The sequence below is a fragment of the Stenotrophomonas sp. SAM-B genome, assembly GCF_013387485.1.
Lineage (GTDB): Bacteria > Pseudomonadota > Gammaproteobacteria > Xanthomonadales > Xanthomonadaceae > Stenotrophomonas > Stenotrophomonas maltophilia_AA.
The window spans coordinates 229,169-248,263 of the sequence record NZ_JABBXB010000001.1 but is presented as its reverse complement, the minus strand read 5'-3'; the positions used below and the strand labels follow the sequence as shown (position 1 = coordinate 248,263).

The 19,095-nt window shown below is 67.3% G+C and carries 20 protein-coding genes and 1 tRNA gene; 11 read left to right on the top strand and 10 right to left on the bottom strand.

Going from position 1 to position 19,095, the window contains the following annotated elements; translation table 11 throughout:
• Window positions 1-2: 2 nt before the first annotated feature.
• Complete coding sequence (locus tag HH110_RS01045; RefSeq protein ID WP_176987934.1) at window positions 3-1,214, top strand: FAD-binding oxidoreductase; 1,212 nt, start codon at window positions 3-5, stop codon at window positions 1,212-1,214.
• Window positions 1,215-1,312: 98 nt separating this feature from the next.
• Window positions 1,313-1,819 (top strand): hypothetical protein, encoded by a 507-nt coding sequence (locus HH110_RS01040; RefSeq protein WP_176987933.1) that lies wholly within the window; start codon window positions 1,313-1,315, stop codon window positions 1,817-1,819.
• Between the two features lie 82 nt (window positions 1,820-1,901).
• On the opposite strand, the gene HH110_RS01035 is transcribed toward HH110_RS01040, so the two are convergent.
• Complete coding sequence (locus HH110_RS01035; RefSeq protein ID WP_176987932.1) at window positions 1,902-2,336, bottom strand: PepSY domain-containing protein; 435 nt, start codon at window positions 2,334-2,336, stop codon at window positions 1,902-1,904.
• Between the two features lie 197 nt (window positions 2,337-2,533).
• Here HH110_RS01035 and HH110_RS01030 point away from each other — a divergent pair, with 197 nt between their 5' ends.
• From HH110_RS01030 to HH110_RS01020, 3 genes are read left to right on the top strand one after another with little or no spacing between them, the layout of a single operon-like run.
• A complete protein-coding gene (locus HH110_RS01030; protein ID WP_342589208.1) occupies window positions 2,534-2,776 on the top strand; it encodes a PepSY domain-containing protein in 243 nt (80 codons plus the stop codon).
• A complete protein-coding gene (locus HH110_RS01025; protein WP_176987930.1) occupies window positions 2,776-3,438 on the top strand; it encodes a response regulator transcription factor in 663 nt (220 codons plus the stop codon). Before HH110_RS01030 ends, HH110_RS01025 begins: the two co-directional genes overlap by 1 nt.
• The gene (locus HH110_RS01020; RefSeq protein WP_176987929.1) at window positions 3,435-4,760 is read left to right on the top strand and encodes an ATP-binding protein; all 1,326 of its coding nucleotides are present in this window, start codon (window positions 3,435-3,437) and stop codon (window positions 4,758-4,760) included. Before HH110_RS01025 ends, HH110_RS01020 begins: the two co-directional genes overlap by 4 nt.
• A gap of 211 nt (window positions 4,761-4,971) precedes the next feature.
• Here HH110_RS01020 and HH110_RS01015 read toward each other — a convergent pair whose 3' ends face one another.
• Together HH110_RS01015 and speA are read right to left on the bottom strand one after the other, a co-directional pair.
• Window positions 4,972-5,295 carry a DUF6122 family protein gene (locus HH110_RS01015; protein ID WP_176987928.1) on the bottom strand — a complete coding sequence of 108 codons (324 nt, stop codon included), beginning with the start codon at window positions 5,293-5,295 and terminating at the stop codon, window positions 4,972-4,974.
• 94 nt (window positions 5,296-5,389) lie between these two features.
• Complete coding sequence (gene speA / locus HH110_RS01010) at window positions 5,390-7,279, bottom strand: arginine decarboxylase (RefSeq protein ID WP_176987927.1); 1,890 nt, start codon at window positions 7,277-7,279, stop codon at window positions 5,390-5,392.
• Window positions 7,280-7,471: 192 nt separating this feature from the next.
• Between speA and speE the strand changes: the two genes are divergently transcribed.
• Complete coding sequence (gene speE / locus HH110_RS01005) at window positions 7,472-8,326, top strand: polyamine aminopropyltransferase (protein ID WP_176987926.1); 855 nt, start codon at window positions 7,472-7,474, stop codon at window positions 8,324-8,326.
• Window positions 8,327-8,570: 244 nt separating this feature from the next.
• Here the strand turns inward: speE and HH110_RS01000 are convergent, their stop codons facing one another.
• Window positions 8,571-9,476 (bottom strand): aspartyl/asparaginyl beta-hydroxylase domain-containing protein, encoded by a 906-nt coding sequence (locus HH110_RS01000; RefSeq protein WP_176987925.1) that lies wholly within the window; start codon window positions 9,474-9,476, stop codon window positions 8,571-8,573.
• Window positions 9,477-9,974: 498 nt separating this feature from the next.
• On the opposite strand from HH110_RS01000, the gene HH110_RS00995 reads away from it, so the two are divergent.
• Window positions 9,975-10,628, top strand: coding sequence for an RIO1 family regulatory kinase/ATPase (locus HH110_RS00995; RefSeq protein ID WP_176987924.1), 654 nt, complete (start codon window positions 9,975-9,977; stop codon window positions 10,626-10,628).
• A gap of 31 nt (window positions 10,629-10,659) precedes the next feature.
• On the opposite strand, the gene HH110_RS00990 is transcribed toward HH110_RS00995, so the two are convergent.
• Window positions 10,660-10,998 (bottom strand): P-II family nitrogen regulator, encoded by a 339-nt coding sequence (locus HH110_RS00990; protein WP_123729924.1) that lies wholly within the window; start codon window positions 10,996-10,998, stop codon window positions 10,660-10,662.
• Window positions 10,999-11,124: 126 nt separating this feature from the next.
• On the opposite strand from HH110_RS00990, the gene HH110_RS00985 reads away from it, so the two are divergent.
• Window positions 11,125-11,388: an accessory factor UbiK family protein gene (locus HH110_RS00985; protein ID WP_176987923.1), complete on the top strand. Its 264-nt coding sequence runs from the start codon at window positions 11,125-11,127 to the stop codon at window positions 11,386-11,388.
• Window positions 11,389-11,409: 21 nt separating this feature from the next.
• Here HH110_RS00985 and yidA read toward each other — a convergent pair whose 3' ends face one another.
• Entirely contained in the window at window positions 11,410-12,249 is an 840-nt protein-coding gene (gene yidA / locus HH110_RS00980) for a sugar-phosphatase (RefSeq protein ID WP_176987922.1), read from the bottom strand.
• A 160-nt stretch (window positions 12,250-12,409) separates the two neighbouring features.
• Between yidA and HH110_RS00975 the strand changes: the two genes are divergently transcribed.
• Window positions 12,410-13,912, top strand: a complete 1,503-nt coding sequence (locus HH110_RS00975) for a YifB family Mg chelatase-like AAA ATPase (RefSeq protein WP_176987921.1) — start codon at window positions 12,410-12,412, stop codon at window positions 13,910-13,912.
• A gap of 31 nt (window positions 13,913-13,943) precedes the next feature.
• On the opposite strand, the gene HH110_RS00970 is transcribed toward HH110_RS00975, so the two are convergent.
• Window positions 13,944-14,894: a glutathione S-transferase family protein gene (locus tag HH110_RS00970; RefSeq protein ID WP_176987920.1), complete on the bottom strand. Its 951-nt coding sequence runs from the start codon at window positions 14,892-14,894 to the stop codon at window positions 13,944-13,946.
• Window positions 14,895-15,089: 195 nt separating this feature from the next.
• On the opposite strand from HH110_RS00970, the gene HH110_RS00965 reads away from it, so the two are divergent.
• Window positions 15,090-15,761 (top strand): VOC family protein, encoded by a 672-nt coding sequence (locus tag HH110_RS00965; RefSeq protein WP_176987919.1) that lies wholly within the window; start codon window positions 15,090-15,092, stop codon window positions 15,759-15,761.
• Between the two features lie 64 nt (window positions 15,762-15,825).
• Here HH110_RS00965 and HH110_RS00960 read toward each other — a convergent pair whose 3' ends face one another.
• From HH110_RS00960 to ubiA, 3 genes are all read right to left on the bottom strand, one after another.
• Window positions 15,826-15,969: a hypothetical protein gene (locus tag HH110_RS00960; RefSeq protein WP_176987918.1), complete on the bottom strand. Its 144-nt coding sequence runs from the start codon at window positions 15,967-15,969 to the stop codon at window positions 15,826-15,828.
• Between the two features lie 267 nt (window positions 15,970-16,236).
• Window positions 16,237-17,661 carry a short-chain fatty acid transporter gene (locus tag HH110_RS00955; protein ID WP_176987917.1) on the bottom strand — a complete coding sequence of 475 codons (1,425 nt, stop codon included), beginning with the start codon at window positions 17,659-17,661 and terminating at the stop codon, window positions 16,237-16,239.
• Between the two features lie 122 nt (window positions 17,662-17,783).
• Window positions 17,784-18,677 carry a 4-hydroxybenzoate octaprenyltransferase gene (gene ubiA, locus HH110_RS00950; RefSeq protein ID WP_176987916.1) on the bottom strand — a complete coding sequence of 298 codons (894 nt, stop codon included), beginning with the start codon at window positions 18,675-18,677 and terminating at the stop codon, window positions 17,784-17,786.
• Between the two features lie 158 nt (window positions 18,678-18,835).
• Between ubiA and HH110_RS00945 the strand changes: the two genes are divergently transcribed.
• A tRNA-Arg gene (locus tag HH110_RS00945) sits at window positions 18,836-18,912 on the top strand.
• Window positions 18,913-19,095: the final 183 nt, after the last annotated feature.

The window sequence follows — 19,095 nt, the reverse complement described above, 5'->3', positions numbered from 1 at the left end:
CAATGGACCTGAAGAGCGGGTACCCGTTCTGGGCCGTGCGCAACGGCCTGATGCATGCGTTTCCACCGCTGGAAAACGATCTGAACTGCGAGGTGCTGGTGGTGGGCGGCGGCATCAGCGGTGCGCTGATCGCCGACGAGCTGTGCGCGCACGGCCACGATGTCGCCCTGATCGAACAGCGCGATATCGGCTGGGGCAGCACCGCGGCCAGCACTGCACTGCTGCAGTACGAAATCGACACCCATCTCATCGATCTCGCCCAGCGCTATGGCGAGGACGCCGCCGTGCAGGCCTACCAGGCCTGTGCCGAGGCGATCCCGGCCATCTGCGAGGTCGCCGCACCGTTCCGCGACGTGGATTGCCACCGCATGGCCAGCCTGTACTACGCCAGCAAGCGTGGCCACCAGGCGGTACTGGCCGAGGAATGCGCGCTGCGGGCCAGGCATGGCTTCGATGTGCGCTGGCTGGACAGCGAGGCGGTCGCGGACGCGTACGGCATCCGCGCACCGGGCGCGATCCTCAGCGCACTCGCCGCACGCATCGACCCCTACCGGCTCACCTACCGGCTGCTGATGCGGCTGCACAAGCGCGGCTGCGGCGTCTACGACCGCACCGTGCTGGATACGCTCACCCCGACCCCGCGCGGGGTCACCGCGACCACCTTGGGCGGCGCGCGCATCCGTGCCCGCCACGTGGTGCTGGCCACCGGCTATGCCGGGCAGCGCTGGTTGAAGCCCTCGGTGGCCCGCAACCGCAGCAGCTACGCCTTCATCACCGATCCGATCCACCCGGACCTGCTCGGCCCGCTGCGCGAGACCATGGCCTGGGAATCGGCGCGGCCGTATCTGTACCTGCGCAGCACCGGCGACCACCGGCTGCTGATCGGTGGTGAAGACGACGCCATCGATCTCCCGGCCCGGCGCGACCGGCGGGTGGAGAGCAAGACCGGCAAGCTGCTCAGGAAGACCGCGAAGCTGTTCCCGCACCTGCCGCTGCAGCCGGCCTTCTCCTGGGGCGGCACCTTCGCCGAGACCCACGATGGCCTGCCGTTCTTTGGCCCGCACGCGCAGTGGGGCCCCCGCGTGCTGTTCGCGATGGCCTACGGCGGCAACGGCATCACCTATTCGATGATCGGCGCCGGGCTGCTCCGCGCGCGCATCGAACGGCGCCGGCATCCGCTCGCCGAGCTGTTCGGATTCGACCGACTGCGCTGAGTTCCCCTTGCAACCCACGCCATGACAGGCATCATTCAAACTACGGCTGCTAGCGTCAGCGCTGTCGGCCGTCCCGCCTGTCTGCTCCGGAGCCTCTCATGATCCGCCTGCTTCCCCTGCTGCTGTGCCTGTCCCTGCCCGGCGTGGCGCTGGCCCAGTCAGCCGCAGGCGCCACCGGCCCGCAGTCCTCGACCGGGCTGGACCTGAGCATTCCCGATGCGCCGCTGCAGTACCTGAGCGATCAGTCCCTGCGTGGCGATCCGCCGGGCACCTTCTACGGCGACCGGACCGGCCGGCGTTCCACCGACCGGGCGGCCAACGGCATCGCCCACGTGACCGATGACAAGCTGCGGGTCAACGGCAGCTTCACCACCGGCATCGGCTATTCCGAGAATTACGGCAACAGCCATTACAACGCGGCCGAGCTCAATCTGAGCAAGAACTACACCACGGACGAGGGCAACACCCGCAACGTCAACGTCAACATCCGGGTGAGCGAGGGCAAGGGCCCCGGCTTCTTCGGCCCTTACGGCTATGACGGGTTCGATGGCTACGGCGGCTACGGCCGCGGCCCGGGCTACTGGGATTACCCGGCGCGCTGGTAAGCGCTGCCGCCCTCAGGCACGTGCGCGGACGGCCGGGGAAACCCGGCCGTTCGTACATCCAGCGCGCGGTGGCGCGGCCGGATCAGTCCCACCAGCCATCGCGCTTGCTGGCCAGCACGCGGCCGTCGTGACCGCTCATGCGTACTTCCACGCGCTGGTTGCGGGCATTGCGCGCATCCAGGGTCCAGGTGGCGCCATCGCGCTCGAGCGAGTCGATCTGCTTCAACCCGGCCTTGCCGGCCAGCGCCAGGATCTGCCCGGCATCCAGCAGCGCGCGGCCGTCGCGCGGGTCGAAGATCTCGCCCTTGGTGTCATCGATGAGCACTTCATCGACGCTGCCGTCCTTGCGGGTCACATCCGCTTCCCACACGCCATCGTCGTGCTCCAGCTCGTGCACCTGGGTATAGCCGGCGGCGCTGAGCTTGGCCTGGACCTGGGCGGCCGAGAGGTTGGCGGCGAAGGCCGGGGTGGCGAACAGGGCGGCGGCCAGGGCGGTTGCGGCAATCATCGTCTTCATGGGAATCCTTGAGGGGGCGCCGGTCCATTCCGGCACCGCCAGTCTGGCCACCGCGCCTAACCGGACCATGAGGGCGACTGTTAGATACTGTTTAGACATCCCCGGTATACCGGTGGCCTGCCCCTGCCCTGCGTGCCCGCATGTCCGCCCTGTCCCTGATGCTGCCCCTGCTGTTGACCCTCGCCCCGCAGGACCCGATGCGGGTGCTCGACGGTGGCAGCCGCCAGCAGGACAGCGTGCGCCAGGCGGTGCGTCAGGGCCGGTTCGTGCCGCTGGAACAGGTGGTCGCCGATGCGCTGCGGCGCTACCCCGGCAAGCTGATCGAAGTGGAGCTGGATGACGCCAAGTATGAAATCGAGATCCTCGGCCCCGATGGCGTGGTGATGGAGCTGGATTACGATGCCGCCACCGGCCGCCTGCTGAAAATGGAAAAAGACTGATGCGCGTGCTGCTCGCCGAAGATGACACCCTGCTCGCCAGCCGCCTGCAGACGCTGCTGGAGGAAGCCGGATACGTGGTCATCCATAGCGCCGAGGGCCGGGATGCCGAATACCAGGGCCAGATCGAGGACATCGCTGCGGCGGTGGTCGACCTCGGCCTGCCGGGCCTGGACGGACTGAGCGTGATCGAGCGCTGGCGCCAGGCCGGGCGTGACTTCCCGGTGCTGGTGCTGACCGCCCGCGCCCGCTGGCATGACAAGCTGGCCGGCTTCGATGCCGGTGCCGATGACTACCTGACCAAGCCGTTCCAGCCCGAAGAACTGCTGCTGCGCCTGCGCGCCCTGATCCGCCGCAGTGCCGGCCACGCGCATCCGCGGCTGCAGTGCGGTCCACTGGTGCTGGACGTCAACGCCGGCCGCTTCGAACTGGACGGCGCGCCGCTGGCGCTCAGCGCGCAGGAGCACCGCATCCTCAGCTACTTCATGCACCACCCCGATACCGTGCTGAGCCGCGCGCGGCTGGGCGAGAACGTCTATGAAGATGGCTTCGATCCGGATTCCAACACGCTCGACGTGCTGATCGGGCGCATCCGCCGCAAGCTCGGCAGCGAGCTGATCCATACCCACCGCGGCCAGGGCTTCCGCCTGTCGGCGACGCCATGAGCACCGGCTCGCTGCGCACGCGCCTGCTGGTCGCCGGTGGCCTGGGCCTGGTGCTGGTCTCGGCCCTGGCGACCTGGTGGCTGGGCGCGATGTTCGAGCGCTCCGCACGTACCGCGATGGACGAGCGCCTGGGCAACGATCTGATCGCGGTCCTGGCACTGGCCGAGAGCGATGCCGACGGCCGGCTGCAGTGGCGCCAGACCCTGGCCGACGACCGCTACCGGCGTGTGTTCTCCGGCGACTACTGGCAGGTGCTGGACCCGCAGGGCCAGCCCCTCGGGCAGTCGCGCTCGCTGTGGGACGAATCGCTCGCCGCCCCGGTGGGGCTGCACCCCGGCCCGGCGCAGGTGATCGATCTCACCGGGCCGCTGCAGCAACCGCTGCGGGCGTTGGCCCAGCAGGTGACCCTGCCCCGCGCCGCCGCGCCGGTGATCGTGATGGTCGCCACCGACCGCAGCCAGCTGGACGCCCAGGTCGCCAGCTTCCGGCAGCGCACCGCGCTTGCCCTGGCCGTGCTGATCGCGCTGTGGTTCGGCGTGCTGGTGACCCAGGTGCATTACGGCCTGCGGCCGCTGGCCGAACTGGGCCGCATCGCCGCACAGGTCCGCAATGGCGAGAACGTGCGCTTCCCGCAGCAGGGCCTGGTGAAGGAAGTCGCGCCACTGGCCGGCCAGCTCAACGCGCTGCTCGATCATCACCAGCGCATGATGATGCGCGCACGCCGCAGCGCAGAAGACCTCGCGCACGCGCTGAAGACGCCGCTGACCGTGCTCACCACTGAAGCCGAGGGCGACGGCAGCGACTGGCAGCAGACCCTGCGCAGCGAGACCGCGCGCATGCAGGCGAGCATCGATCGCTACCTGGCCGCAGGCCTGGGCGCGGACAGCCAGCAGCGCACGTCAGTCGCACCGGTAATGAGCGCGCTGTGCGGACTGATGCAGCGCGTGCATGCGGCGCGCGGGCTGCGTTTCGAATGCGACGGCGACGCGGCGGGTGTTTTCGCAGGCGCGCGCGAGGATCTGGAAGAGATGCTGGGCAACCTGCTCGACAATGCGGGCAAGTGGGCCGCGCAGGCCGTGCGCGTGGACGTGGCACGGGAGGGTACGCAGCTGCGCATCACCGTGGCCGATGATGGTCCGGGACTCCCGCCAGAGCAGCTGGAGCGCGTGCTGGAACGCGGCGTGCGGCTGGATGAGCGTGCCGCAGGCAGCGGGCTGGGATTGTCGATCGTGGCGGACATCGCCGAGAGCTACGGCGGCACGCTGGTACTGACCAATGCCACGCCGGGATTGAGCGCGACGTTGACGTTGCCGGCGGGGTAAACGCGCCGTCGCAGACGGCATTGCGTTTGCCGTTGGTAGTGCCGGCCGCTGGCCGGCTCCCGACCCTGCGTGGAGCCATGGGTAGTGCCGGCCGCTGGCCGGCTCCCGACCCTGCGTGGAGCCGGCCAGCGGCCGGCACTACCGGTCAGGTGCAGCGGATCTGATGCGGTATGTCATCCACGCATGGCGTGGATTTACCGGCCGGCGTGAGTTACCTGCCGGCGTGCATCCACCAGCAGTCGATCGCATCCAGCACGATATGGATGATCAGGCCGATGCCGAACAGCCGCGTCTTCTTCGGAATGCACAACCCGGCATACACCGCGATCGCCGGCGCCGTGTGCAATGGATGGAAACCGATGCTGCAGCGGTTCGGGGCGTAGATGGGGTCGGCCAGCAGGTGGTCCAGATCGATGATCCAGCCCAGCAGCATCAGCACCCAGGCAGACAGGAAACGCTTGCGCCAGAACATCCACGCCAGCAACGCCGGCACGGCCGCATGCAGGAACAGATGAAAGATCGCGCGCGCACTCATGCGGGTTCCGGGTGCCTTGGAGGAACCGCCGGGCAGTGCCCGGCGCTACGGACGGCCGGGTGAGGCCCGAAGGCCAACACCCGTCGCCACCGGCTCAGGCCAGCGGCTCGTCGGACAGGTAGGTGTAGCCGGTCAGGCCGGCCTCCAGTGCCTCGGACAGTTCCTGCGCACGCGCCGGCGAGAGGTCCGCCGCCGCCACGCGCGCGGCGTAGCTCGCGCGCAGGTCGGCCAGGCTGTAGCCCACGTAGTCCAGCATCACATCGGTGGTGTCACCGCGGCGCTGCTGGGTGATCGCGTAGCCATCGGCGTCGGCCAGCACTTCCACTGCGTCGGTATCGCCGAACAGGTTGTGGATGTCGCCCAGGATCTCCTGGTACGCACCGACCATGAAGAACGCGATGCGGTAGCTCTCGCCGGACTTCAGCGCATGCAGCGGCAGCGACGTGTCCAGGCTCTCGTTTTCGACGTAGGTTTTCACCATGCCGTCCGAATCGCAGGTCATGTCGGCGATGATGCCGCGGCGCTGCGGCTGCTCGTTCAGGCGCTCGATCGGCACGATCGGGAACACCTGGTCGATCGCCCAGGCATCCGGGATCGATTCGAACACGCTGAAGTTGACGAAGTACTTGTCGACCAGGCGCTCGTTCAACTCGTCCAGCGCCGGGCGATGGCTCTTCTCGTCATAGCTCAGGCGTGCACGCACGGCATGGGCGATGGCGTAGAACAGGTCGTCGATGCGGGCGCGCTGCGGCAGGTCGATCTGGCCCAGCGCATAGCTGGACAGGCCTTCGGCATGGAAATGCTGCGCTTCCTGGAACAGCTCCACCGCCGGGCGCTCATCGAGCTCGGCGTGGATCTCGCGCAGGTGGCGGATCGCCGCCGGCTCGTCGTCGTGCTGGTCCGGCACGCGGCCTTCCTGCGCCTCTTCTACTTCGGAGACGTTGGCGATCAGCACCGCGTGGTGCGCGGTCATCGCGCGGCCGCACTCGGTGACGATCCGCGGCGGGGTCAGGCCATGCTCTTCGCAGGCATTGGCCAGCGGCTGCACGATGTTGCTGGCGTAGGAATTCAGGCCGTAGTTGATCGAGCAGAAGCTGCGCGAGCGGGTGCCTTCGTAATCCACGCCCAGGCCGCCGCCGACGTCCACGTGGGTGATCTTCGCGCCCAGGCGCGAGAGCTCCACGAAGTAGCGGGTGGCTTCGCGCATGCCGTTGGCGATGTCGCGCACGTTGGAAATCTGCGAGCCCATGTGGAAATGCAGCAGGCTCAGGCAGTCCGCGTACTCGGTATCGCGCAACGACTTCCACAGGTCCAGCAGCTGGCGCGGCGAGAGACCGAACTTGGCCTTGTCGCCGCCGCTGTTCTGCCACTTGCCCGCGCCCAGCGAGGCCAGGCGCATGCGCACGCCCAGGCCCGGCTTGACGTCCAGCGCCTTGGATTCCTCCAGCACCAGCTTCAGCTCGGAGGGCTTCTCGATCACGATGAAGGTCTGCAGGCCCAGCTTGCGGCCGATCAGGGCCAGGCGGATGTACTCGCGGTCCTTGTAGCCGTTGCAGACGATCAGGCCGCCCGGGCGCGACAGCGCCAGCACGGCCATCAGCTCGGGCTTGCTGCCCGCTTCCAGGCCGAAGCCCTCGCCGTGGTGACTGGCGAGCGTGCCGGCCACGCCGCGGTGCTGGTTGACCTTGATCGGGTACACGGCGGTGTAGCCGCCCGGGTAGTCCCAGTCGGCCTGCGCCTGCGCGAAGGCGGCCTGCAGCTTGCCCAGGCGCTGGCCCAGGATGTCCGGGAAGCGCACCAGCAGCGGCAGCTTGGCGCCGGCCTCGCGGGCGGCGTCCACGATCTTGGGCAAGGACACCACCGGGCCGTCCTGGCCAGTCGGTCTCACCACCATGTGTCCTGCCTGATCCACGTCGAAGTAACCATCCGCCCAATGCGGAATCGAGTAGGTCTTGCGGGCTTGGTCGAGGGACCAATCGGTCATTTCAGTGGGCCTGGTTGGTAAAAAAGGGGGTGCATGATAACGCCTATGTGGCGACAGCTCCGTTATCATGCGCGCCCGCGCCCGTGCTCAGGCTTCAAACCTGAACGGGCCAACCCGTCCGGACGTGGCTTGCGCCACGCGGCACCGCCGCCAGCCCGGCTCCAACACCCTTCCGAACAGGACTGCTATTCCATGACTGACAACAACAACTGGTACATCGAACACTTCGAGCGCACCGGCTCGGCCATCGGCTACCGCCTGACCGGCAAGCTGGATGAAGTGCAGTCGCCGTTCCAGAAGATCGAGATCTTCGCGACCACCGATTGGGGCAACCTGATGACCATCGATGGCGCCATCATGTTGACCAGCAAGGACAACTTCTTCTACCACGAGATGATCAGCCACCCGGTGCTGTTCACCCATGCCGCGCCCAAGCGCGTGGTGATCATCGGCGGCGGCGACTGCGGCACCCTGCGCGAAGTGCTCAAGCACCAGGGCGTGGAGAGCGTGACCCAGTGCGACATCGACGAGCAGGTCACCGTGATGGCCCGCAAGCATTTCCCGGAACTGTGCGATTCCAACGACGACCCGCGCGCCGAGCTGATGTTCGACGACGGCGTGGCCTACATGGCCAACTGCCCGGCCGGCAGCGTGGACGTGGTGATCGTGGACTCCACCGATCCGGTCGGCCCGGGCGAAGGCCTGTTCAACAAGGCGTTCTATGAGAGCTGCTTCAAGGCCCTGAAGGATGACGGCATCCTGGTGCAGCAGTCCGAGTCGCCGCTGATGCAGCTGGACCTGATCAACGAAATGCGCGCCGAGATGGGCAAGGCCGGTTTCGGTTCGTTCAAGACCCTGCCGTTCCCGCAGCCGTGCTACCCGACCGGCTGGTGGAGCGTGACCCTGGCCCGCAAGGGCGAGAGCAGCTTCGATTTCCGCCAGGCCGATTCGGCCGCCAAGTCGTTCGAGACGCTGTACTACACCGCCGCGCTGCACACCGGCGTGCTGGTGACCCCGCCGTTCGTGGCGGCAGCCCTGAAGGGCTGATCGAAGGCGTGCCGACCAACGGTCGGCACCTACCGGTGCGTGCGGCTGCCAATTGACGGTCGGCACCTACCGGTCGACGTCGGCTTCGGCGTTGACCGGAAAACCCGGCCATGGCGGTAGGCACCGACCGTTGGTCGGTGCGGACCACATTGATGCAGGCAACAAAAAACCCGCGCTGGCAACAGCGCGGGTTTTTCATGCCCGGTAGTACCGGCCGCTGGCCGGCAACCTCATGCACCCCGGCTCAGATCGCCCAGATGCCGGCGATCACCGCCACCACCAGTCCCCACTTGATCACCTGGTAGGCGACCACGCTGCGCTCGCGCAGCGCCTTGGCCTTCAGGCGCACCTTGTAGACGCTGCCGAAGGCCTTGTTGACGCCACCGGTCGGGTCGCCCGGCAGGTTCGGCGAGGCGCCACCGGCCAGCAGCGTGGAAGCCACGGCGCGGTTGAACAGGCCCGGCAGGCCGAAGCGCAGCGGGCGGGCGATATCGCAGAACAGGATCACGCGGTCATCCGGCGTCTCGTTGTGCGCGTGGTGGATGTAGGTCTCGTCGAACATCATCCACTCACCGTCGCGCCAGCTCTTCCGGATGCCGTCCACTTCGATGTAGCAGGCGTCATCGTTCGGCGTGGCCAGGCCCAGGTGCAGGCGCAGCGAGCCGGCGAAGGGATCGCGGTGCGGGCGCAGTTCACTACCCGAGGGCAACTGGGCGAACATCGCCGCGCGCACGTCCGGCAGCGATTCCAGCAGCGCGGTGGTCTTCGGGCACAGCGCCTTGGCCGACGGGTGTGACGGGCCATACCACTTCAGGTAGAAGCGCTTCCAGCCGCGGCGGAAGAACGAGTTGAAGCCCGCATCGTTGAACGTGCTGGAGGCGGCGATCTTGTCGGCATCGCGCAGGGCCAGCGCTTCGTCGCGGATCATCTGCCAGTTCTGGCGCAGCGGCTCGAGCTGCGGGAATTCCTTGCCCGGATCCAGGAACGGCGTGGTCGGCACCTTCGAGAACGCGTACATGATCACGTTGATAGGGGCCATGAAGCTGGAGTGGTCCAGCAGCTGGCGCGACCAGCGCGCGCGCACCTTGCCGCGGTAATGGATGTACAGCACGCAGGCGATGAACAGCCCTGCCAGCACGATCTTGATCATCAGTCTTCCTCCGGCATGGCCGGACCCGAAATGGTGGGGGCGATGCACGGCAGTGACCGGCATCGATAGGGCGGCAGGAGGCGGGGACGTGCCGGGGAGGGGCGGCCGCCGATGTCGCAAGCAACAGCATATGGTCGGCAGCGCCCGCGTCGCGGTCAAGCACGGGCTGGGCGATGTTCAGCGCGGCGTGGCTGGGCGGCCCTGCCAGCCGTCCCTCCCCGGAGAACCCTTCCATGGACGCACGGCAGCCGTGCCTGCCGCGCACGTCCCCAGGGCAGGCCTCCAACCCTCTGATTGAAAACAAAATTCTTTCAAACGATACAGGATTGTCCGCTTCAGCGTGACGAACTGTTCCACGCTGCGCTACGACATTTCTCCGACATCATCTGGATTCGTGTACTGCCGAGTACTAAAATTAACGAAATCTTTAGTTCCCCACGTTAAGCAGCACCGGTACGCCTGACGCATTGCGCCGACCGCCGGGTCGCACAGACCCCTATGAATACACTCGTTGCCCCGTGTGTCGATGACACCGCCCCCGCCGAGCTGCTCAAGCGCGGCGAACGCCTCCTGGAACCCGACGTCTACCGGACCTGCCTCAATGGCCAGCCTGCCGTGGTCAAGGATTACACCCGTTACCGCGGCACCCCCCTGTCGCCGATCGCCCGCCTGCTGGTCCGCCGCGAGGCGCGCATCCTGCAGCGCCTGAGCGGCTGGAAACATGCCCCTGCCCTGCTCGGCACCATCGGTGGGCTCGCGCTGGGCATGGAGTTCATTCCCGGCCAGACCCTGAGCGCGGCCCAGTCGGTCGGCATCGAGGTCTTCGAGCAGCTGCAGTACGCCCTTACGCGCCTGCATGCCGCGGGCATCACCCACAACGATCTGCACGGCACCAACGTGATGGTCAGCGGGGGCGTGCCGGTGCTGGTCGATTTCACCTCGGCCTGGCGCAGCCCGCGCTGGCTGCCGGTGCACCCGGTGTCGCGCCAGCTGCGCCGCAGCGACATGAAGAACCTGCTGAAGATGCGCCAACGCCTGACCGGCGAGCGTCCCAGCCCCGCCGAGGCGGCCCAGGTCGCCGATCCGCGCTGGGTGGCCGGCGTGCGCGTGGCCTGGAAGCGTTTCTACCGCTGGTTCAAGGGCCACGCCTGATCGCGGGTGCCCTCGGGAAAGCCGGCGCGCGTTACAGCGCGTCGGCGTCCAGCTCACCGGTACGGATGCGCACCACGGTGCCCAGGTCGTACACGAAGACCTTGCCGTCGCCGATCTTGCCGGTGCCGGCGGCCTTGACGATGGCTTCCACCACCTCCTCGACCTGGTTGTCGACGACCGCCACCTCGATCTTCACCTTGGGCAGGAAGTCGACCACGTACTCCGCCCCGCGGTAGAGCTCGGTATGGCCCTTCTGCCGCCCGAAGCCCTTGACCTCGGTGACCGTGATCCCGGTGACGCCGCGCTCGGCCAGCGCTTCGCGCACGTCGTCGAGCTTGAACGGCTTGACCACCGCCATGACCATCTTCATCCGTCTGCACTCCTGTCTCTCAGGCTGCGAGGATAACGCCTGTCCGCCGGTGAACGCGATGCGCGTGGTCCGTGCCGCCGGCAGCGTGGCGGCTTATCCTTGGCGCATACCCCGCGGAGCCGCAGCATGATCGACCTCAACCACCTGGATGACCTCGCCCGCCGCCTGAGCGACATGGTCCCCCCGGGCCTGCGCCAGTCGCGCGAAGAACTGCAGGCCACCTTCAAGACCGCGCTGCAGGCCGGGCTGGGCAAGCTGGACCTGGTGACCCGCGAGGAATTCGACGTGCAGCGTGCGGTGCTGCTGCGCACCCGCGAGAAGCTGGAGGCGCTGGAGAAGACGGTGGCCGCGCTGGAAGCGCGTGACGGGTCGGCTGCGCCTCGGGAGTAAATCCGTCGGGCTGGCCTTCGCTTACGCGTCCTGCAACACGAACCGCTCGATCGCCAACGCCACGCCGTCCTCGGCGTTGGTCGCGGTCTCGAAGCGCGCGGTCTGTTTCACCGCCGGAATCGCGTTGCCCATGGCGACACTGGTGCCGGCGAACTGCAGCATGGTCAGGTCGTTCTCCTGATCGCCCACCGCCATCACGTTGGCGCGGTCCACGCCGAGGTGCGCGGCCAGCTTCTCCAGGCTCGGCCCCTTCCCCGCGCGGTGATCGAAGACCTCCAGGAAGAACGGCGCGCTCTTGAGCACCGCGAAGCGGTCGGTCAGTTCCGAGGGCAGGCGCTGGATGGCGGCATCCAGCACCTCCGGCTCGTCGATCATCATCAGTTTGATGAACTGCATGGCCGGGTCCATGTCTTCGACCCGGCGATACGACAGCGGCACGTTCGACAGGTGCGAATCGGCCACCGTATACAGGCTGATGTCCTGGTTGGGCGTATACATGCGCCGGCCATCGAGCGCCTGGAAGTGAATGCCCAGCTCGCGCGAGATCCGCTCGCAGAACACGAAGTCCTCGAAGCTCAGCGGAAACTCGATGACGCGCTGGCCGCTGCCAATGTTCTGCACCACCGCGCCATTGCAGGCGATGCAGTAGTCCTGCTCGCCCTCGATACCCAACTGCTGCAGGAACGGCGCCATCCCCGACACCGGGCGGCCACTGGCCAGCACCACCTGGACGCCCTGCGCGCGGGCGCGGGCGATGGCCTGCATGACCCGGGGCGTCAGCGTGTGCGCGGGATCGAGCAGGGTCCCATCCATGTCGATGGCGACCAGTTCGATCGGGCCGGAGCGGTGGTGCATATCCATGGTGTTCGACGGCGTGGTGCGTGGGGGCGTCCAGTCTAGCGGGAGTGCCTGGACACTGCGGCACGGTTTGCCTACCCCACGGCGGGGCAAGCACTGATGGATTGCGGTCTCCGTGCCCTGCCATTGTTCCTGGCATGCCGCAGACCCCGGAAACAACCGCATGAGCCTCGCGCTGGTGCACAGCCGTGCCCGTGCCGGCGTGAAAGCCCCCGCTGTACGGATCGAAGTATTCCTGTCGGGCGGGTTGCCCCATACCCAGATCGTCGGGCTGCCGGCCGCGGCCGTGCGGGAGTCCCGCGACCGCGTGCGTGCCGCGCTGATCTGCGCACGCTTCGAGTTTCCGCAGCGGCGGATCACCATCAACCTGGCCCCGGCCGATCTGCCCAAAGAAGGCGGCCGCTTCGATCTGGCCATCGCGCTCGGCATCCTCGCCGCCAGCGGCCAGATCGATGCGCAGTCGCTGGACAGGTTCGAGTTCCTGGGCGAGCTGGCCCTCACCGGTGAACTGCGCGGGGTCGACGGCGTCCTGCCTGCGGCGATCGCCGCCGCCCGGGACGGCCGCAGCCTGATCGTGGCCGCCGCCAACAGCGAGGAAGCCGCGCTGGCCCAGCACGCCGACGTACGCGTCGCCCGCACCCTGCTGGAAGTCTGCAGCGCCCTTGAGAGCGGTACGCTGCCCCCCGCCGTGGCCGCCGCTGCGCTGCCGGTCAGCATTCCCGACCTGCGCGACGTACGCGGCCAGCTGCAGGCGCGCCGGGCGCTGGAGGTCGCGGCGGCCGGCGGGCATCACCTGTTGCTGCTCGGCACCCCCGGCTGCGGCAAGACGCTGCTGGCCTCGCGCCTGCCCGGCATCCTGCCCGCCGCCAGCGAGCTGGAGGCGCTGGAAGCGGCGACCATCGCCTCGTGCAGTGGCCAGGGCATTGATGCGGGGCGATGGCGGCAACGGCCGTATAGAGCGCCGCACCATACCGCCAGCGCGGTGGCGCTGATAGGCGGCGGCTCGCATCCCCGGCCTGGGGAGATTTCGCTGGCGCACAACGGGGTGCTGTTTCTGGATGAGCTGCCCGAGTGGAGTCGGCATGCGCTGGAAGTCATGCGCGAGCCGATCGAATCCGGGGTTGCGGTGGTCAGCCGCGCGGCCCGCACCGAGCGCTTTCCCGCCCGGTTCCAGCTCGTTGCGGCCATGAATCCGTGCCCGTGTGGCTGGGCGGGGGATCGCAGTGGGCGCTGCCTCTGCGCCGAAGAGGTGATCCGTCGCTATCGAGGGCGCGTTTCCGGGCCGCTGATGGACCGCATCGACCTGCATGTCGAAGTGCCCCGACTGGACCCGCGCGAGCTGCGTGATGACGCGCCGCTGGGTGAGGACAGCGCGAGTGTTCGCGCCCGCGTGGTGGCCGCGCGCGAGGTGCAGCTGTTGCGCAGTGGGAAAGCCAATGCGCAGCTGTTGCCGTTCGAGCTGAGCGAGCATTGCCGGTTGTCGCGGGAAGATCAGCAGCTGCTGGAGGATGCCGTGGAGCAGTTGCAGCTGTCAGCGCGCTCAATGCATCGCATTCTGCGGGTGGCGCGCACGGTGGCGGATCTGGGTCATGCGCAGGACATCGCGACTGCGCATGTGGCGGAGGCGATCGGGTATCGGCAGTTGGATCGGGGTGGTGGCGGGTGAAGCCAGACGCCGTGATGCCCGGAATGCTGACTCAATAAGCCCACTCCGGCCCCACCGGCACGATCCCCGACGGATTGAGATGCCGGTGACTCCCGTAATAGTGGTGCTTGATGTGCTCAAAGTTCACCGTATCCGCCACCTCCGGAATCGCCATCATCCGCGCCACGAACGCATGCAGGCCAGCGAAGTCTGCAATGCGCCGCACGTTGCACTTGAAGTGCACGTAGTACACAGCATCGAAGCGGATCAAGGTGGTGAACAGACGGATATCAGCTTCGGTCATGGCATCGCCCACCAGCCACTCGCGTTGCTGAAGGCGCTCGTCCAGCCAGATGAGTGAATCGAACAACGGACCAACAGCCTCTTCATAGGCCTTCTGCGTTGAGGCGAAGCCCGCCTGGTACACACCGTTGTTGACGGTCGCATAGACCCGTTCGTTGATCGCATCGATCCCGGAGCGCAGCGCGGCCGGATAGAAGTCACCGGCCTTCGCACCCAGTGCGTCATACGCGGTGTTGAACATCCGGATGATGTCCGCCGATTCATTGCTGACGATCCTGCCGCGCTCGCGATCCCACAGCACTGGCACTGTCACCTTGCCGGTCATTCCCGGCTTGGCGGCCGCGTACAGTTCATGTAGACAGCGCGCACCGCGTTCGGGCTCCGGCGTCACCTGCGGGCCGGGCTCAAACGTCCAGCCCTGATCACCCATGTGCCAGTTGACCACCGACACAGGCATCATATCTTCCAGGCCTTTCAGCGCGCGCACGATCAGCGTGCGATGTGCCCACGGGCAGGCGAGACTTACATACAGTCGGAACCGCCCAGGCGCCGCTTTGACGCCAGGCTCCCCATTCGGGCCAGCACTGCCGTCGGCGCTCAACCAATCGCGGAAGGTGGATTCCTCGCGCTTGAAATGACCGTCCTTGTCAGCGGCACCCGCGGTGCCTTCCTGCCATGTTCCATCGACCAGCATGCCCATCGCGGGAGTACTCCTCTGATAGCGGTGTGTGATGCGCCGGTGGTGCGTCCCGGCTTCTACAGCGTGTTGTAGCAAACGCATCGGCAATGCCCGGTGATGGGCCTTCGCAGCCGGTGCATGTTTCATCGCGTTCATCGCTGAAGCACACGCATCTGCGGCAGAATGTCGATGTATCTACGTGAGACATCCATCATCATGCGTATCCATCAGATCGATCTTCCCGTGTCCGATGTCGCCGCCACCGTGGTGTACTTCCGCGATGAACTTCAGCTGCCGGTCGACGGCTCGGCCGTGCGCATCGGCTGGAGCACCCTGCAGCTGCAACCCGCAGGATCGAATCCGGTCGGCGGTGTGCACCTGGCGTTCAACGTCCCGGCCAATCGATTCGAAGCGGCCACCGACTGGCTGAAAGCACGCGCCACCCTGCAGCGCGATCTGAAGGGCCATGACCACTTCACCTTCGATGGCCGCTGGGATTCAGAGTCGATCTATTTCACCGGGCCGGACGGCCTGATCCTGGAGTTGATCGCGCGTCGGCGCTTGCCTGCCGGCGAGCGCCAGGGCGAATTCCATGGCAGCGAGATGACCTGCATCAGCGAGGTCGGCCTGCCCGCTGAACACGTGGGCGAGGTGCAGGCAAACGCACAGAACGCCTTCGGGCTGGCGCCGTTGTCACAGCCGACGCCGCACTTCGCGCCGCTCGGCGATGATGAAGGCCTGTTGATCGTGGTCGATGCCACGCGCCGCTGGTTCCCCGAGCAGAAAGTGCTGCCAAATGCGCGCGGCATCCGCGTCGTGCTGCATGACGTGGTGCCTGGCGCGGTTGTCGAAGACGACGCACTGGGCTGGCACCTGCGCTCTGCCTGAGCAGGCCCGGACGAACGAAGCCCCGCCGGAGCGGGGCTTCAGTTCACACAACAGCCGGCTGGGCTCACTCTTCCTCGTCCTGCTGGCCGCCCTGCTGCTGGTTCTGGTTGCGCTGCTGCTGTTCCTGCTGCTGTTGCTGCTGCTGGTCGCGAACGCGTTCCTGCTGCTCACCGCGCTGATTCGGGTTCTGCTGGTTCTGCTGAGCCATCTCGATTCTCCGGTTGCCGCAAACGGAATGTCGCGGTCGGGGCCATCCTCTGCAGCGGCAGGTTAACGACGTGTGCGGGTTTGCATACGGAAACGTCAACGCGTCCGTTCCGACGTTTCGTGCCGTGCAGGAGCCCATGTCGCAGTAGGCGTTGGCCTGCATATGAACGGTTCGAATTCCCTTATGCCGCTACGCGCCAACCGGCTTTCCGTGCGACTGAACAGGCCATCCCGGCACCTCCCGGTGCGGATGACGCGCAGATGACGATCACGGCATCACCGGCGGCACGTAGGTCAGCGTCATGCCGAGCAGCCACAGCAGGCCGAGTACAAGCGGGATGTGCACCAGCAACTGGATGAAGGTGAAGCCGACGATGTCGCGCGCCTTCAGGCCGAGCACACCCAGCAGCGGCAGCATCCAGAACGGGTTGATCAGGTTCGGCAGCGCCTCGGCGGCGTTGTAGACCTGCACCGCCCAGCCCAGGTGGGCCTTGAGTTCGTTGGCGGCCTGCATCACGTACGGCGCTTCGATGATCCACTTGCCGCCGCCGGAGGGCACGAAGAAGCCGAGTACGGCCGAGTACACGCCCATCACCAGCGCGAAGGTGTCGGTGGTGGCGATATGCACGAACAGCGTGGACAGGCGATGCGCGAGGGTCTCATCGCCAGTGCCGGTGGCGTGGGTGAGGATCATCGCGATGCCGCCATACAGCGGGAACTGGATCAGCACGCCGGTGGTGCTCGGTACCGCCTTGGCCACGGCGTTGAGGAAGCTGCGCGGGCGCCAGTGCAGCAGCAGGCCGAGCGAGATGAACAGGAAGTTGTAGGTGTTGAGGTTGGCGATGGCGGTGACCACCGGCTTGCTGGCGAACTCGCCGAACAGCCAGCCGAACGCGAGCAGCGAGAGCAGCACGGTCAGCAGCGGGCTGTACTCCAGCCACTCGCCCGGGCGGGTGCGCGGCTGCAGCGGCTCGGCCTCGGCGCGTGCGGCGCCTTCGAAGTCCTTGGCGGTGCGCGCGGTGGCAGCTCCGGGCGCGGTCAGCCAGGCGATCAGCAGCGACACCAGGATCAGCGCGGACGTCAGCGCGATCGACTGCCACAGGAAGATGGTTTCGGTGAAGGGCAGCACGCCGGTGATTTCCACCAGGCCGGGCGGCATGCTGGCCGGGTTGGCCTGCAGCTGGGCGGCCGAGGAGCTCAGGCCCATCGCCCAGACCGCGCCGAGGCCAAGGTAGGCCGAGGCGCCGGCGGCACGGTAGTCCATGTTGAGTGATTCACGGCGGGCCAGCGCGCGCACCAGCAGGCCGCCGAACACCAGCGAGAAGCCCCAGCTCAGCAGCGAGGCGAGCATGCTGATCAGGCCAACATAGACCACCGCGCCCCGGCCGGTCTTGGGGACGCGGGCCAGCAGATTGATGAAGCGCGCGACGATCGGCGCGGTAGCGACCGCATAGCCACCGATGACCACGAAGGCCATCTGCATGGTGAAGGGGATCAGGCTCCAGAAGCCCTCGCCGAACGCGGTGGCGGTGGCCTGCGGGGTCGCGCCGAAGCCCATCGCGGCGGCGGCGACGATGACCACGCCGAGCACCGCGAACACGTAGGCATCGGGGAACCACTTTTCCGCCCAGGCCGCCGAGCGCAGTGCCGCGCGCGCCATCCAGCCGTCCTGTACCACCGTCGACGTGTTCATCGTCCCGCCCTCCCCGATCATTCAATGGGAGGGATTCTGGGCGTTGCGAACGGCGCTGTCAGTCGCCTAATGGTCGTAGTGCGCGTTACCGGTAGCACCCGACCGTTGGTCGGGTGGCCCCCTCAGCGCACCGCCAACGACACCGCGATACCGGCGAACAACGCGGCACCGACCCAGTTGTTGTGCAGGAAGGCCTTGAAGCACGGGTCGCGCTCGCGCTTGCGGGCGATCCAGAACTCGTAGGCGATCAAGCCTGCGGCAACGCCGACGCCGACGCCGTAATAGAACCCCAGCCCGGCGCGCAGGCCGACCAGCGCCATCGTGCCCAGGAACAGCGCGTAGAGAATGCCCTGGATCACCAGGTCCAGATCCCCGAACAGGATCGCGGTGGAATGCGAGCCCATCTTCAGGTCGTCATCGCGGTCGACCATGGCGTACCAGGTGTCATACGCGGTCGACCACAGAATGTTGGCGCCGTACAGCAGCCAGCCGATCACCGGCACCTCGCCCTGCACTGCGGCGAACGCCATCGGGATGCCCCAGCCGAAGGCCATGCCCAGGTAGACCTGCGGCAGGTGGGTGTAGCGCTTGAGGTAGGGGTAGCTGGCGGCCAGGAACACGCCGATGAAGCTCATGCCGATGGTGAGCCAGTTCAGGGTCAACACCAGGGCGAAGGCGACGATCATCAGCCCGGCGAACAGGGCCAGCGCCTCGCGGCCGGAGACGGCGCCGCTGGCCAGCGGGCGGTCCTTGGTCCGCTTGACGTGCGGGTCCAGCCAGCGGTCGGCGTAATCGTTGATCACGCAGCCGGCCGAGCGGGTCAACCAGACACCTGCGGTGAACACGAACAGCGTCCACAGCGGCGGCAGCCCGCCGGAGGCCAGCCACAGCGCCCACCAGGTGGGCCAGAGCAGCAGCAGGGTACCGATCGGACGGTCGGCGCGCATCAACTTCCAGTAGTGCCGCCAGCGCGACGGGGGCGCCGCCTCGGGCGCCTCAAAACGTTCGTAAGCCATCGGTAAAGGATACCGCCTGGGCTGGCCGGGCGCGCCGTCGCCCGGCGCATCGGTGCGGGGGGCAGACCTGCGCGGCGTTTACGGATAGAATGCTCCTCCCGCGCCGCTTTGGCGGTCCGTGGCCCCACCAGGCGGCCAGGCGGGACGCAGGACACAACGCGCTCGTAGCTCAGCCGGATAGAGTAGTGGCTTCCGAAGCCATTGGTCGGGGGTTCGAATCCCTCCGGGCGCACCATCTTCGCCATCTTCCCTTGCAGGTAGTTCCGCTGCTGCGCGCCTTTGTGCGCTCGGACGGAGTGCCGTGCCGGCTGCCGCGCGCGAACGCACCGGATCGGGTGCCGAACAGGTGACGCCACTCGAAGGGCTGGTCTTCCCACCGGCCTGGAGTGACGGCACCTGCACGGCGCCCCGGTAGAAC

What these genes read in the sequence shown, in the direction of transcription:
- HH110_RS01045 (WP_176987934.1), top strand. Translation starts at nt 3, where the DNA reads ATGGACCTGAAGAGCGGGTACCCGTTCTGGGCCGTGCGCAACGGCCTG.
- HH110_RS01040 (WP_176987933.1), top strand. Translation starts at nt 1,313, where the DNA reads ATGATCCGCCTGCTTCCCCTGCTGCTGTGCCTGTCCCTGCCCGGCGTG.
- HH110_RS01035 (WP_176987932.1), bottom strand. Translation starts at nt 2,336, where the DNA reads ATGAAGACGATGATTGCCGCAACCGCCCTGGCCGCCGCCCTGTTCGCC.
- HH110_RS01030 (WP_342589208.1), top strand. Translation starts at nt 2,534, where the DNA reads ATGCGGGTGCTCGACGGTGGCAGCCGCCAGCAGGACAGCGTGCGCCAG.
- HH110_RS01025 (WP_176987930.1), top strand. Translation starts at nt 2,776, where the DNA reads ATGCGCGTGCTGCTCGCCGAAGATGACACCCTGCTCGCCAGCCGCCTG.
- HH110_RS01020 (WP_176987929.1), top strand. Translation starts at nt 3,435, where the DNA reads ATGAGCACCGGCTCGCTGCGCACGCGCCTGCTGGTCGCCGGTGGCCTG.
- HH110_RS01015 (WP_176987928.1), bottom strand. Translation starts at nt 5,295, where the DNA reads ATGAGTGCGCGCGCGATCTTTCATCTGTTCCTGCATGCGGCCGTGCCG.
- speA (WP_176987927.1), bottom strand. Translation starts at nt 7,279, where the DNA reads ATGACCGATTGGTCCCTCGACCAAGCCCGCAAGACCTACTCGATTCCG.
- speE (WP_176987926.1), top strand. Translation starts at nt 7,472, where the DNA reads ATGACTGACAACAACAACTGGTACATCGAACACTTCGAGCGCACCGGC.
- HH110_RS01000 (WP_176987925.1), bottom strand. Translation starts at nt 9,476, where the DNA reads ATGATCAAGATCGTGCTGGCAGGGCTGTTCATCGCCTGCGTGCTGTAC.
- HH110_RS00995 (WP_176987924.1), top strand. Translation starts at nt 9,975, where the DNA reads ATGAATACACTCGTTGCCCCGTGTGTCGATGACACCGCCCCCGCCGAG.
- HH110_RS00990 (WP_123729924.1), bottom strand. Translation starts at nt 10,998, where the DNA reads ATGAAGATGGTCATGGCGGTGGTCAAGCCGTTCAAGCTCGACGACGTG.
- HH110_RS00985 (WP_176987923.1), top strand. Translation starts at nt 11,125, where the DNA reads ATGATCGACCTCAACCACCTGGATGACCTCGCCCGCCGCCTGAGCGAC.
- yidA (WP_176987922.1), bottom strand. Translation starts at nt 12,249, where the DNA reads ATGGATATGCACCACCGCTCCGGCCCGATCGAACTGGTCGCCATCGAC.
- HH110_RS00975 (WP_176987921.1), top strand. Translation starts at nt 12,410, where the DNA reads ATGAGCCTCGCGCTGGTGCACAGCCGTGCCCGTGCCGGCGTGAAAGCC.
- HH110_RS00970 (WP_176987920.1), bottom strand. Translation starts at nt 14,894, where the DNA reads ATGGGCATGCTGGTCGATGGAACATGGCAGGAAGGCACCGCGGGTGCC.
- HH110_RS00965 (WP_176987919.1), top strand. Translation starts at nt 15,090, where the DNA reads ATGCGTATCCATCAGATCGATCTTCCCGTGTCCGATGTCGCCGCCACC.
- HH110_RS00960 (WP_176987918.1), bottom strand. Translation starts at nt 15,969, where the DNA reads ATGGCTCAGCAGAACCAGCAGAACCCGAATCAGCGCGGTGAGCAGCAG.
- HH110_RS00955 (WP_176987917.1), bottom strand. Translation starts at nt 17,661, where the DNA reads ATGAACACGTCGACGGTGGTACAGGACGGCTGGATGGCGCGCGCGGCA.
- ubiA (WP_176987916.1), bottom strand. Translation starts at nt 18,677, where the DNA reads ATGGCTTACGAACGTTTTGAGGCGCCCGAGGCGGCGCCCCCGTCGCGC.